The organism is Citrobacter sp. XT1-2-2 (genome assembly GCF_023516235.1).
Classification (GTDB): Bacteria; Pseudomonadota; Gammaproteobacteria; order Enterobacterales; family Enterobacteriaceae; genus Citrobacter; species Citrobacter werkmanii.
This window is the reverse complement of record NZ_CP097324.1, coordinates 1411953-1424431: the sequence shown is the minus strand read 5'-3', so window position 1 is coordinate 1424431 and position 12479 is coordinate 1411953. Positions and strand designations below refer to the sequence as shown.

The window sequence follows — 12479 nt, the reverse complement described above, 5'->3', positions numbered from 1 at the left end:
TTTCTTCCAGAAAATTATTTACGAAGCATGACTTCGATAAAGTCTTTCCAGTTCCCCAGTTCACGTTCAATCATAACAACCTCTCTTATTATTATGAGCATTCTACGAAATCATCATCATCAAAAGAAGATCATTTAACCGATGGTTGTGATTACATCCTCCCGTGTTTGGGGTATATGTGATCACTATGCGCTAAACCCATAAATTTTATGTGACTTACTGCAACATTTTGAAATATTCATACATCATCTACTACTTTGACAATTCTGATGGAAAAACAGGCTGATGCAAACAGGCAAATTCTGATTTTCATTTATACGATAGTTTTGGAACTTTCAGGAATCATTATTCACCCTTGTTCAACAATGTTATATTTCTCTATAACGCCTGAATGACAATATGTATTATTCATGTTCACAAAACATAGGCATAAATATTCAAATTCCATCAATAAGGATTCAGATGATTACTCTCTACGGCATTAAGAATTGCGATACGATTAAAAAAGCCAGACGCTGGTTAGAAGAACGAGGGATCGACTACCGCTTCCATGATTATCGCGTCGACGGCCTGGACAACACGCTATTACAGTCCTTTATCAGCGAATTAGGTTGGGAGCCGCTGCTCAATACGCGTGGAACCACCTGGCGAAAACTGGATGAAGCCACGCGTAGCCAAATCACTACTGCGAACGCCGCCGCCGCGTTGATGATTGAAATGCCTGCAATTATCAAACGCCCATTGCTCTGCAAGCCGGGTAAGCCTATGCTGCTTGGTTTCAGTGATTCCAGTTATACGCAGTTTTTTAATGAGGTGTAATCTATGTCGTGCCCGGTTATTGAGCTGACTCAGCAGCTTATTCGCCGTCCTTCTCTGAGCCCGGATGATGCCGGGTGCCAGGCGTTAATGATTGAACGCCTGCGCGCGGTAGGTTTTACCGTTGAGCGAATGGATTTTGGTGACACGCAGAATTTTTGGGCATGGCGCGGTAAAGGTGAGACCCTGGCATTTGCCGGTCACACTGACGTAGTGCCTGCCGGCGATGTCGATCGCTGGATTAATCCGCCGTTTGAACCGACCATTCGCGATGGCATGTTGTTTGGGCGTGGCGCTGCCGATATGAAAGGTTCACTGGCGGCGATGGTCGTGGCCGCAGAACGCTTTGTCGCCCAACATCCTAATCATCAGGGCCGCCTGGCATTCCTGATAACCTCTGACGAAGAGGCCAGCGCCAAAAATGGCACCGTGAAGGTGGTTGAAGCGCTCATGGCGCGGAACGAACGCCTCGATTATTGTCTGGTTGGCGAGCCGTCCAGCACGGAAATCGTTGGCGACGTGGTGAAAAATGGTCGTCGTGGTTCACTGACCTGCAACCTGACCATTCACGGCGTGCAGGGGCACGTAGCCTACCCGCATCTGGCTGATAACCCGGTACACCGCGCAGCACCTATGCTCAATGAACTGGTGGCGATCGAGTGGGATCAGGGTAACGAGTTCTTCCCGGCGACCAGCATGCAGATTGCCAATATTCAGGCAGGAACCGGCAGCAACAATGTTATCCCGGGCGAGCTCTTTATTCAGTTCAACTTCCGTTTCAGCACCGAATTAACCGATGAAATGATTAAAGCCAGGGTGCTGGAACTGCTGGATAAACACCAACTGCGTTATACCGTCGACTGGTGGCTCTCCGGCCAGCCGTTCCTGACCGCACGCGGTAAACTGGTGGATGCAGTAGTGAACGCCATTGAGCACTATAATGAAATTAAACCGCAGTTACTGACTACAGGCGGGACATCCGACGGGCGTTTTATTGCCCGCATGGGGGCACAAGTAGTAGAGCTTGGGCCGGTCAATGCGACCATTCATAAAATTAATGAATGCGTTAATGCCGCCGACCTGCAACTGCTGGCCCGTATGTATCAACGTATCATGGAGCAACTCGTCGCCTGATGAGTGTTCCTGTAAGAGGAAATGAGCATGGACTGGCTGGCAAAATACTGGTGGATTTTAGTGTTGGTGTTTCTGGTAGGCGTATTGCTGAACGTGATTAAAGATCTCAAGCGTGTCGACCCTAAGAAATATCTCGCCAATAAGCCGGAGCTTCCCCCGCATCGTGACTTTAACGATAAGTGGGACGACGACGACGATTGGCCAAACAAGGATCAACCGAAGAAATAATTTCCAGGCCGATAAGTTCCGTAGGCCCGGTAAGCATTAGCGCTACCGGGTATTAAGTGCCGGATGGCAACGCTTCGCGTTTTGTCCGGCCTACTGTGATCAATCAGATCATCTCAATCACATCATCATCGTGAGGCTTACCACCGCTCAGCGCTTCATCAAAGTAGTGTTTCGGTACGGTAAAACGCAGATGATCGAGCGCAAACTGCATGCTGTGTTCATCAATGGCGTGCCCCAGATTTTCGACGATATCCAGCGTCACATCTCCACCGGCGCGAATTAACGCTTCCTGCGCAGCAACGGCGTGAGATAACTCAATCACCCGGTCTTCACCGCCGTGAATCAAATGTACCGTCGTAGCCGTGGTTGCAACCTCTGGTAAGGTGGCGTAGCGACCATTGAAGGCGATGACCCGCGATGCCAGCCCCGGCTCGGCTTTAATACTCTCAAGCGACATAATCGCCCCCTGAGAAAAACCAATCAGCGCGGTAGCCTGAGGTGAAACGCCGCTGTGTTTTTGCCAGTAGCGCACGGTTTCAATAAAGACCGGCATAATGGCGTCAACACGCGCCTGCCGGTTCTCCTCCGTTACGCCCTGAACCGAAAACCACTGACGTCCGGAAGGAGAACCATAAGGCTCAGCCCCGCCAATGCTGACGATGAGCGCATCCGGAAACAGCGGTGCAAACCAGGAGCCGATTTCGCCCATGGCAACCGGGTTATCGCCGACGCCATGAAACAGCAGCAGTAGCTGTTGAGCGGGTTTATCAGGACTTTGAACAACAAAATGGTCATGTTTCATGGCGATCTCCTTAACTGATGAGAATCATTCTACGCCGCTTAACCGCAATGACCATGTCAGTAAATTGAAGAAGTTAGTGAAAATTTTGCCATTGCATAATGCGATTTTGTAGCCGCTGTATACGTTCAGCATCCAACTGTTTCAGCGCCTGCGCCGCCTCGGCCCGCTGAACGACCAGCAGTGCTTTACGCCCGGGGATCTTCAACTGCTGGCACAATTCGACATCGCTGCGTTTAGCCTGTAAGCGGCCCCGCAAGGCCGGGAGAGGTAACTCGCTGTGCTGAAGCAGACGAGTCAGACAGCCAAGCGACGTCAGTAATGGCCGATGGGCGAAGGCAAATCCGGCCAGATCATTCCAGTCATCCTCATTAAGCGTAGACTCTTTCAACGGGTCCAGCGGAATGCCCTCACCGTTCCACTGCGTAAGGATCTCCGCATCGCGCCGCAGACGCTGGTGTTCGCGCCCGGCGAGGCGTTTTCCCGCTTCGCTAATAGGCAGTAACGCCATGGCGGTATAGCACCCGCTGCTGGCTTCGCGGTGATTGCCCATTCGCACCAGAGCAAAACCACAGCGCTGCCAGAAACGCCAGAGTTCGACCGTATACCCAAAACTGACGGACAGATAGTCACACTGCGTGGAGTAACGCCGGGCCTGCATAATCAACTGCTGCCCGATACCTTCTCGCTGGCGAGCAGGATGAACCGCAATTCGGCTTACCCGCCGTCCAATGAGCGTTGCCGCCAACGGATCACCGCCGTGCGCCGCCAGTGACTGTGCAACCAGATTTCCTCGTGGTCGGCGATATCCTGCCCAAACGGCCTGGCTTAATTCTGCAGACAGTCCCCCTTCATCCACCAACCAGACGGCGCCCGCCACCGAGTCTGCACACGATGCCTGAAGGAAATGCTGGCCAGGCGCGTCCATCATTCGCCGCAGATCCAGTGGCGAAGTGCGATAGTGCGCCCCGGAAAGCAGTTGATATACCGCTACCGGCAGCGCCGGGTTGTCATGCCAAGACTGTTGTCCAAATGCACTGAAATGGAGATCGCCCGACGGGGCATGCGTAAACGTTTCGTCGTCAAACAGCAGCGCATCGCTGACGATTTTCTCCAGCGGACATCCCAGCGCCCAGCGTACGGGCTGTTGTAACTCAAAACGTCGAAGATGGGGAAAGCGGGCGCAGAATTTCAACAAGAAGCCTCTGCCGGTTCCCTCATAGCCCTGAACGGTGGTGGTTAATAGCGTGCGGGGAAAACGCGCGACTAACTGATGCAGTAGCGGCGCGGGGATTGCGGCGGCTTCATCAACGATAAGCCAGTCTGCGGTTGCAGAACTGCTTAACAACGCGTCCGGGGCCATAAAACGGTAACGTTCTGCGGCAAATTGCGCCAGCACATCGGTTGCCGCTTTGGCTGGCGCGGTAACAATTGCAGTCCCGTTGATACGTGCAATCAGTTGCCCCGCCAGCGCGGATTTTCCCCGACCACGCGCGGCCGTCACGGCAACCACGCCAGAAGGCATAGTCAGTAACTGCGATAAAATCAGCGCCTGTTCAGGCTGAGGTTCACCGGTTGCCGCGTGCCAGTCGGCGCGAGCAGCAAAGTGGGGATATGTAGCAGGCTGATGCTGCTGCCAGTGCAACGCCTGTCCATCACGGGAAATGACCCGTTTGACGTGTTCAACAAAATGCGGCGTTGGAATCGGGTCAGCACAGTCACTCCAGCGCAGTGAATCCGCGTCAGGATGCGTGTGCCAGCTATGCCAGGGGGGAGTGAGCAACACCAGCCAGCTGCCGGCGATCAGCGTGCCGCTTAAGGCGGCAAACGCCGCAGCGTCAAATCCCTGCCCGGCGTCAAAAAACGCATGATGGAATTCGCGACCTAGTAACGTTTGCAGCGCCTGCGGCGTACAGTTCGGCTCAGCAGGAGCTTGCGCCCCTACCCATAGCCAGTCGCCGGGTAACGCGTTGCGTAGCGCTAATGCTTGCGCCTGACGCCAGCTATCCTCGCCGCTGATAACCAGCAGACGGCGGATGCCTTCGCGGGTCATCTGTTCAGTTAACGCCCTCAGCGCCGTGTTATCAGACATCCCTGCCTCTGTCTCTTAAATGCCTTTTCCAAAAGTATTGCACTGCCCCGGATCGCCACTGTCAAAGCCGCGTTTGAACCAGGTAAAGCGCTGTTCAGAAGTTCCGTGGGTAAAACTGTCCGGTACAACGCGGCCTTGTCCTTGCTGCTGCAGGCGATCGTCACCGATAGCTTGCGCGGCGTTCAGCGCCTCTTCCAGATCGCCGGACTCCAGCACGCCCTGCTGCTGCATACTATGGCCCCAGACGCCGGCAAAGCAATCCGCCTGCAGTTCCATACGCACGGAAAGACGGTTCACTTCAGCCTGTGAGGCATTCTGTTGCATCTGACGAACTTTCGGTTCAATACCCAGCAGTTTCTGCACGTGGTGGCCCACTTCATGGGCGATAACATAGCCCTGAGCAAAATCACCATCGGCGCCCAGCTTGTTTTTCATATCGTCGTAGAAGGAGAGGTCGATGTACACGGTGCCATCCGCCGGGCAGTAAAACGGGCCCATCACGGACTGGCCTGCGCCGCATCCGGTACGCGTAGCGCCCCGATACATCACCAGCTTCGGCTGTTGATAGGTCCGGCCCATTTTTTCAAACTGCTGTCCCCAGGTATCCTCCGTGGTGGCCAGAATCACCGAGGTAAATTTTGCCGCTTCATCATCATTTGGGCTGATGGAGTGTGATGATTGCTGTTGGGAAACGGGTTGACCGGTCATTAATCCGGTGAGATCCACGCCATAATAACCTGCGACCAGCACCACTATCAGCAGGATGATGCCGCCTTTACCACTGGGCAAACGAAAACCAGGCCCGCCCATAGAAGGGCCGCCAGAGCTGTTTCGTCTGTCTTCTACATTGTCACTTTCACGACGCCCTTGCCAGCGCATAATCACCTCAACTTTTTATTCATTATGATGATGATCGTAGGCGGTTCGGAACAGGATTACCATAAGAAACAGTAATCAAAATCGGCGAGATTGATGAGCCGGTGAGCGATCGCCGGCTCAGAAGGGAATTAGTCTAACTTGACACCCAGGCGATGCGCGACGGCTTCATAGGCTTCGATCAGACCGCCCAGGCTCTGGCGGAAGCGATCTTTGTCCATTTTATCCAGCGTTTCTTTGTCCCACAGACGGCTACCGTCCGGTGAGAATTCATCACCCAGCACCACTTCACCTTTATACAAGCCAAACTCAAGTTTGAAATCGACCAGAATCAGGCCCGCATCATCAAACATCTTTTTCAGCACGTCGTTCGCTTTGTAGGTCAGCTCTTTCATACGCGCCAGATTCTCTTTGCTCACCCAACCAAAAGTTTCGCAATAGGAATCGTTAATCATTGGATCGTGCATAGCATCGTTTTTCAGGAACAGATCAAACAGCGGCGGATTAAGTTCAATACCTTCCTCAACGCCTAAACGCTTAACCAGTGAGCCCGCCGCGCGGTTACGCACCACACATTCAACCGGTACCATCTCCAGTTTTTTCACCAGACATTCGGTATCGGAAAGCAGTCGCTCCATCTGGGTAGGAATGCCCGCTTCTTGCAGTTTAGTCATAATGAAATGGTTGAACTTATTATTCACCATGCCTTTACGGTCAAACTGTTCAATGCGCGCGCCATCCCCTGCTGACGTATCATTGCGGAATTCGAGCACCAACAGGTCCGGGTTTTCCGTGCTGTATACGGTCTTCGCTTTACCACGATACAACTCAGCTTGCTTTTGCATCTTTATTACTCCTGGGTGTGAATTAACGATAAATATTGCGTTTTTCTGCCGACGCACACGTTTGCGTATCATATCAGAAAAAAAGGGCTGGAGTTATCCAGCCCTTCATTTTTACTTACTGAACGCTGCCTGGAAGACGGCGACCAGCGCGTCGTTCTGGCTTTGTGTCAGGGTATGCCCCTTCGGATCGATAAACTGCATACTACTGCGGTTATCTAAATCACCGACCTGCAGTTTATAGTCGCCAGACACTAAACCTGGATCGCTTGCGCCCAGTTCCTGCCAGCTGCTATCAGACAGTGGTTTGTAGGTCACGGCGATGCTGCCCTGAGAACGGGTGCTGTCGGTCACTTTCATGCCCACTTTCTCAAGCGCTGCCGGCAGACGCTGCCACACCACGTTGAACGGTCCACGCACCACCAGCATTGGTAAACCAGTGTCGTCGGCGGCGCTCTGAACATCCATGGTTGCTGCAGAGCGGTTCTGCGCGGCATTCGCAGCATCTGTGGCGTTCTTATCCAGACCAGCAGAGATGACGTTCATCATCTCAGCGCTGTAACGCTGCATAGATGCCGCATCGGCTACAGGTTTACCCGCCTGCTCGAGGTTAGTCAGTTTCACCGTTACCGCTTGCTGATAGCCCTGCGGTTTAACCGAGATTTGATAACGTCCACGGTACTGCTCGTCTTCATCCAGACGGTTCCAGTCAACCCAGTCGGTGGTCAACGTCTGGCTGGCATCATCACGCTTAGCGATCGTGTAGTTTTTAGACTGAATGACGCTAACGACCTGTGGCCACAGCGTGTTGCCACGACCATTTTCCACCAGTAATGTCGACGTATCACCTGCGATCTGGGTACGAGCGCCAGTGACTAACGCTAACGGCTGGGCCGGTGGGCGAATATCCAGCGCTTTACCCACGGCACCGCTACCGTTGGTTACCGGGATATTATAGTCACCCGACATAACCGGCAGAATCATCCCAGCTGGCGCATGAAGCTCAGCAAGCGGTGCGGCCTCCAGATAGGATTCATCACCGCTCACCTGGCGCTTATAGCGCGAGTCAGAACTACAGGCCGCGAGCAACATAACAAGCGAAACACCCGCAACCTTGGCCAGGCGCGACTTTTGTACTGAGTAAGCCATCAAATCTCCCTAAACTTTACAGCAAACCGGCATGCTTAAGCGCCGCCTTGACGATTTCACGAGCATTGTCCGTGATTGGCGTCATCGGCAGACGCAGCGTATCGGTCGCCACAAGTCCCAACTCCTTACATGCCCATTTCACTGGGATAGGATTGGGTTCGACAAAAAGTTTGTTGTGTAACGGCATCAGACGCTGGTTAATTACCCGCGCCTCGGCAAAATGCCCTGCAGCCGCCAGTTTGCACATTTCAGCCATGTCACGCGCCGCAACGTTAGACGTTACGGAAATCACGCCATGACCACCGAGCTGCATAAAATCCAGTCCGGTCGCGTCATCACCGCTGAGCAGAATGAAGTCGTCTGAAACCAGCTCTTTGATCTGGTGAACGCGACTTAAGTTCCCCGTGGCCTCTTTAATAGCGATAATATTTTTTACTTTCGCCAGACGGCCAACGGTTTCTGGCAGCATATCGCAGCCAGTACGGGACGGCACATTATACAGAATTTGCGGCAGGTCAGTATGTTCAGCGATGGCTTTGAAATGCTGGAACAAACCTTCCTGGGTTGGGCGGTTGTAATACGGCGTCACCGTCAGGCAGCCGACAACACCGCTATCGTTGAAACGCTGCGTCAGACTAATGGCTTCTGCGGTCGCATTGGCGCCCGTTCCGGCAATTACCGGAATACGCCCGTCGGCCAGCTCCAGCGTCATCATCACCACATCGCCATGTTCATCATGACTCAGGGTGGCAGACTCACCGGTGGTGCCAACCGAAACGATCGCCGAGGTGCCGCTGGCGACATGATAATCAATCAGTTTTTTCAGGCTCGACCGGCAGACTTTACCTTTCTCATCCATCGGCGTAACAAGCGCGACAATACTTCCCGTGAACATGGGCCATCCTCTGTGCAAACAAGTGTCTCAATGGTACGTTTGGTACGACAATAAAAGCAAGCGACCAGAGCCGTTCTGATTGTTGTATGCATGTTTTTTTTATGCTTTCCTTATGATTACCTCACCGCTCAAAGGAAGAACAGGTTTGACATCGTCATCGCAACACTATCTGGTCATTACTGCGCTGGGTGCCGACCGCCCAGGAATTGTGAACACCATCACGCGTCATGTCAGCAGTTGCGGCTGTAATATCGAAGACAGCCGACTGGCGATGCTGGGTGACGAATTCACATTTATCATGCTGCTGTCAGGCACCTGGAATGCCATCACCCTGATTGAATCAACCTTGCCGTTGAAAGGCGCTGAGCTGGATTTATTGATTGTCATGAAGCGCACGACTGCGCGTCCCCGCCCAGCAATGCCCGCCACGGTATGGGTGCAGGTCGATGTCCCCGATTCTCCACATTTGATTGAACGCTTTACCGCCCTGTTTGATAGCCACCAAATGAATATTGCGGAACTGGTTTCACGCACGCAACCGGCTGAGAATGGAAAGACGGCGCAGTTGTTTATTCAAATTACCGCACATAGTCCTGCGTCACATGACGCGGCAAATATTGAAGATGCGTTTAAAGCACTCTGTACAGAACTCAATGCGCAAGGCAGTATTAACGTCGTCAATTACTCACAGCATGATGAACAGGATGGAGTTAAGTAATGAACCCACTGAAAGCCGGTGATATCGCACCGAAATTTAGCTTGCCGGATCAAGACGGAGAACAAGTAAATTTAACCGACTTCCAGGGACAGCGTGTTCTGGTTTATTTTTACCCGAAAGCCATGACACCCGGCTGTACCGTACAGGCCTGCGGCCTGCGCGATAACATGGATGAGTTAAAAAAAGCAGGTGTTGAAGTGCTGGGAATCAGCACCGATAAACCGGAAAAACTTTCCCGATTCGCGGAGAAAGAAGTTCTTAACTTCACGCTCTTGTCCGACGAAGATCATCAGGTTTGCGAGCAGTTCGGCGTCTGGGGTGAGAAGTCATTTATGGGCAAAACCTACGATGGCATCCACCGCATCAGCTTCCTGATTGATGCTGAAGGGAAAATTGAGCATGTGTTTGATAACTTCAAAACCAGCAATCACCACGACGTGGTAATGAACTGGCTGAAAGAGAACGCCTGATTCACGTTTTTCTGAAAAAAGCCTGATGGCGCTTTGCTTATCAGGCCTACAATTTGCACACTTTATAGGCCGGATAAGGCGTTTACGCCGCCATCCGGCATCAACCTCGGTTATTCAAACGTCCCTTTGACGCAGGCTTTTTTCTCTCTGACTACCACTTTTCCCTTCGCCCACAGGTGATTCACCTCCAGCGCGTCGTTCAGCACCAGAATATCCGCATCGCATCCCACAGCCAGACGCCCTTTATGCTCCAGCCCTAAAAATTCTGCCACCGTACGCGTCAGCGGACACAGCGCCTGTTCCAGCGGTATAGCATGAACCTTCACCAACTGGCGCACCGTTTCCGCCAGTGATTCAAACCCCGCGACGCCAATCCCGGTGAGATTACCTGACTCATCAAATTCCGGTTGGCTGCCGTTGCCGTCCGAGCTCAGGGTAATGCGCGACAGCGGCACATTTTGGCGCAGCGCCGTGGCAATAGCCGTGGCCGGATCAACAGGCTCATCAATGCTGCTGGTAATATCGATAAAACCGCCTTTGCGGGCATACTCCAGTGCCGCCTGGAACAAGGGTTCCGCACGGTTAACGTGAGTCGGCAACAGTTTAGTTATCGGCACGTCGCAGTTTTCAAGGATCTGATACAACGGTTCCAGCATGCGCGGGCTGTCGCCCATATGGAAAACGCTGATCCCCGGTTTGCGCCCTAACAATCCACCGACGCGCGACTGCGCCGCCATGTTCGCCAGTGCCTGAGTATCTGGTGCTGAAGAACGATGGTCCGAAATCGCACACTTCACGCCAATCACTTTATCGATCAGCGCTACGTCGCGATCGATGCTGCCGGTGATAGTCGGGGAAGGCAGAGAATACGCACCGGTCAGCATCCAGGCACTGATACCTTCAAACTCCAGCGCGCGGGTTTTCGCCAGCAGCGACTCCGGATGACGGGTAATACCATCTGTGCCCAGCAATCCCACCACCGAAGTGACGCCAGCTTCAACCAGCCGTGACAAACGCACTTCCGGCGTGCGGGTGTGCGGACCCGCTTCACCGCCACCGCCAATCAAATGGACGTGCTGATCGATAAACCCCGGGCACACAATCGCGCCGTCCAGATTGACGCACTCGCAGCCGGGAAAGTCTTCAGGGGAAATCGACGGCGCGATGGCAACAATTTTGCTGCCGGATACCAGTATATCCTGTCGCCCTAAATCTTCCGGCGCGTACACATGTCCCTGCTGGAACAATGTCAAATTAAGAATTGAACAGTTCATAACCTTCCTTGTCAGGCAATAACCTGCATGACCCAAATAGAGAGCAGTGCATTAATGACGCACACCGCAATAATAAGCGGATAGTAACGAGGATGGACCCCCGCAGTCCCCAAACAACGTCCCACATTTTGCACCGGATTACCCATCAGGTAGATAGCGGGTAATAATACCGTGGCATCATGTCCCGAAAGCGTACCGGCAACAACCAGGCTGGCGCAAACACCGACGCCGCCTCCCATACTCATGACCGCCGCCAGAAGGACGGTGGCAGATTCGCCCGGCAGCCCCCATAACGCCATCACGGGCTCACATACCCGCCCGACAATCTCGAGCAGCCCCGTTACTTTCAGCGCCTGGATAATCACAAACGCCATCACCACGTTCGGTAACAGGCTGGTTGTTGCTATGGTAAACCCGCGCCGTGCGCCATCGATAAACATATCCATGACGTTTTTACGTACCTGCGTTGTCATCTCAGGCCTCCTGCTGCGTACGGCGATTTTCCAACTGCGCAATCCATAAGCGCAGCAGGTTAGCCCCCACAAATTTGAACACGAGGATCACCGCCAGCGGCGTAATCACCGGAACGGTAACCATCGTAAACAGCGCGGCCCCTGAGGAAAAATAGTTGGTAATACAGGCGCTGCCGCTGGTTTGCCAGCAGGCAAAAACGGCACGTTCCTGTTCAGTGATAATGCCCTCTTCAGCCATTTCTTTCGTCATCCCGGCTGCGGCATCGGTATTTTGCAAATTCGCGATCAGCGCCAGCGAACAAACACCTGGAATTCCGAGCAACGGGCGCAGGACTGGCGTCATTAACTGTTGTGCGGCGCGCAATCCACCTAACCCTTCGGTGACGGAGATAATCCCCAGAGAAAGAATGACGGAAGGCGCCAGCTCCAGTGCGAATAAAAAGCCATCTTTAGCGCCCATGCCACCCGTGCCGCGAAAAGAGATGGCCGTATCGCCTGCCGCATTAACCTTCCCAAACGCACCGTTAAGGACGGTGAAGTCAAATACCCGCCACCATTCGGTACTTTTCGCAAACATGCCGGAAAAAAGAATAATTGTAATAAAAAAAGCGAGATAACCGCCCCATCCCACCTTTTGCTGCGTGTGTGTGTTGTGACCCATGTTGTTCTCCTGTTGGTCTTATTCCTTGCGTGACGAAAAGACATCACGCGGG

General features: G+C 53.1%; 15 protein-coding genes and 1 pseudogene. 6 read left to right on the top strand and 10 right to left on the bottom strand.

Annotated elements, in window-relative coordinates; translation table 11 throughout:
* Positions 1–14: 14 nt before the first annotated feature.
* Positions 15–74, bottom strand: a complete 60-nt coding sequence (gene ypfM, locus M4I31_RS06790; protein ID WP_001386977.1) for a protein YpfM — start codon at positions 72–74, stop codon at positions 15–17.
* A gap of 388 nt (positions 75–462) precedes the next feature.
* Here ypfM and M4I31_RS06785 point away from each other — a divergent pair, with 388 nt between their 5' ends.
* The 3 genes from M4I31_RS06785 to M4I31_RS06775 are packed head-to-tail and all read left to right on the top strand — an operon-like array spanning position 463 to position 2178.
* A complete protein-coding gene (locus M4I31_RS06785; RefSeq protein ID WP_085049251.1) occupies positions 463–819 on the top strand; it encodes an ArsC family reductase in 357 nt (118 codons plus the stop codon).
* 3 nt (positions 820–822) lie between these two features.
* A complete protein-coding gene (gene dapE / locus M4I31_RS06780) occupies positions 823–1950 on the top strand; it encodes a succinyl-diaminopimelate desuccinylase (protein WP_038642554.1) in 1128 nt (375 codons plus the stop codon).
* A 27-nt stretch (positions 1951–1977) separates the two neighbouring features.
* Positions 1978–2178 carry a membrane protein gene (locus M4I31_RS06775; RefSeq protein WP_003037974.1) on the top strand — a complete coding sequence of 67 codons (201 nt, stop codon included), beginning with the start codon at positions 1978–1980 and terminating at the stop codon, positions 2176–2178.
* Positions 2179–2281: 103 nt separating this feature from the next.
* On the opposite strand, the gene ypfH is transcribed toward M4I31_RS06775, so the two are convergent.
* The 6 genes from ypfH to dapA form a co-directional block, all read right to left on the bottom strand.
* A complete protein-coding gene (gene ypfH / locus M4I31_RS06770; protein ID WP_069324473.1) occupies positions 2282–2980 on the bottom strand; it encodes an esterase in 699 nt (232 codons plus the stop codon).
* 73 nt (positions 2981–3053) lie between these two features.
* Positions 3054–5069 carry a tRNA(Met) cytidine acetyltransferase TmcA gene (locus M4I31_RS06765; RefSeq protein ID WP_085049252.1) on the bottom strand — a complete coding sequence of 672 codons (2016 nt, stop codon included), beginning with the start codon at positions 5067–5069 and terminating at the stop codon, positions 3054–3056.
* 15 nt (positions 5070–5084) lie between these two features.
* On the bottom strand, positions 5085–5948 hold the full coding sequence (locus M4I31_RS06760) for a neutral zinc metallopeptidase (protein ID WP_085049253.1): 864 nt from the start codon (positions 5946–5948) through the stop codon (positions 5085–5087).
* A 128-nt stretch (positions 5949–6076) separates the two neighbouring features.
* A complete protein-coding gene (gene purC, locus M4I31_RS06755; protein ID WP_003835086.1) occupies positions 6077–6790 on the bottom strand; it encodes a phosphoribosylaminoimidazolesuccinocarboxamide synthase in 714 nt (237 codons plus the stop codon).
* Positions 6791–6901: 111 nt separating this feature from the next.
* Positions 6902–7936, bottom strand: a complete 1035-nt coding sequence (bamC, locus tag M4I31_RS06750) for an outer membrane protein assembly factor BamC (protein WP_038642564.1) — start codon at positions 7934–7936, stop codon at positions 6902–6904.
* A gap of 16 nt (positions 7937–7952) precedes the next feature.
* Positions 7953–8831 carry a 4-hydroxy-tetrahydrodipicolinate synthase gene (gene dapA / locus M4I31_RS06745; protein ID WP_006683510.1) on the bottom strand — a complete coding sequence of 293 codons (879 nt, stop codon included), beginning with the start codon at positions 8829–8831 and terminating at the stop codon, positions 7953–7955.
* A gap of 145 nt (positions 8832–8976) precedes the next feature.
* Between dapA and M4I31_RS06740 the strand changes: the two genes are divergently transcribed.
* The 3 genes and pseudogenes from M4I31_RS06740 to M4I31_RS24085 form a co-directional block, all read left to right on the top strand.
* Positions 8977–9549, top strand: coding sequence for a glycine cleavage system transcriptional repressor (locus tag M4I31_RS06740; RefSeq protein ID WP_038642566.1), 573 nt, complete (start codon positions 8977–8979; stop codon positions 9547–9549).
* Positions 9549–10019 carry a thioredoxin-dependent thiol peroxidase gene (gene bcp, locus M4I31_RS06735; protein WP_038642568.1) on the top strand — a complete coding sequence of 157 codons (471 nt, stop codon included), beginning with the start codon at positions 9549–9551 and terminating at the stop codon, positions 10017–10019. Before M4I31_RS06740 ends, bcp begins: the two co-directional genes overlap by 1 nt.
* Before the next feature lie 21 nt (positions 10020–10040).
* A pseudogene (locus M4I31_RS24085) lies at positions 10041–10199 on the top strand (hypothetical protein); the annotation flags it as partial.
* On the opposite strand, the gene iadA reads toward M4I31_RS24085, so the two are convergent.
* Genes iadA through M4I31_RS06720 form a run of 3 tightly spaced genes read right to left on the bottom strand, consistent with a single transcriptional unit; the run spans position 10130 to position 12427 of the window.
* On the bottom strand, positions 10130–11293 hold the full coding sequence (iadA, locus tag M4I31_RS06730) for a beta-aspartyl-peptidase (protein WP_085049254.1): 1164 nt from the start codon (positions 11291–11293) through the stop codon (positions 10130–10132). The pseudogene M4I31_RS24085 and the gene iadA sit on opposite strands and share 70 nt — an antisense overlap.
* Before the next feature lie 11 nt (positions 11294–11304).
* Positions 11305–11766, bottom strand: coding sequence for a YjiG family protein (locus M4I31_RS06725; protein ID WP_003037948.1), 462 nt, complete (start codon positions 11764–11766; stop codon positions 11305–11307).
* Position 11767: 1 nt separating this feature from the next.
* Positions 11768–12427 (bottom strand): nucleoside recognition domain-containing protein, encoded by a 660-nt coding sequence (locus M4I31_RS06720; RefSeq protein WP_085049255.1) that lies wholly within the window; start codon positions 12425–12427, stop codon positions 11768–11770.
* Positions 12428–12479: the final 52 nt, after the last annotated feature.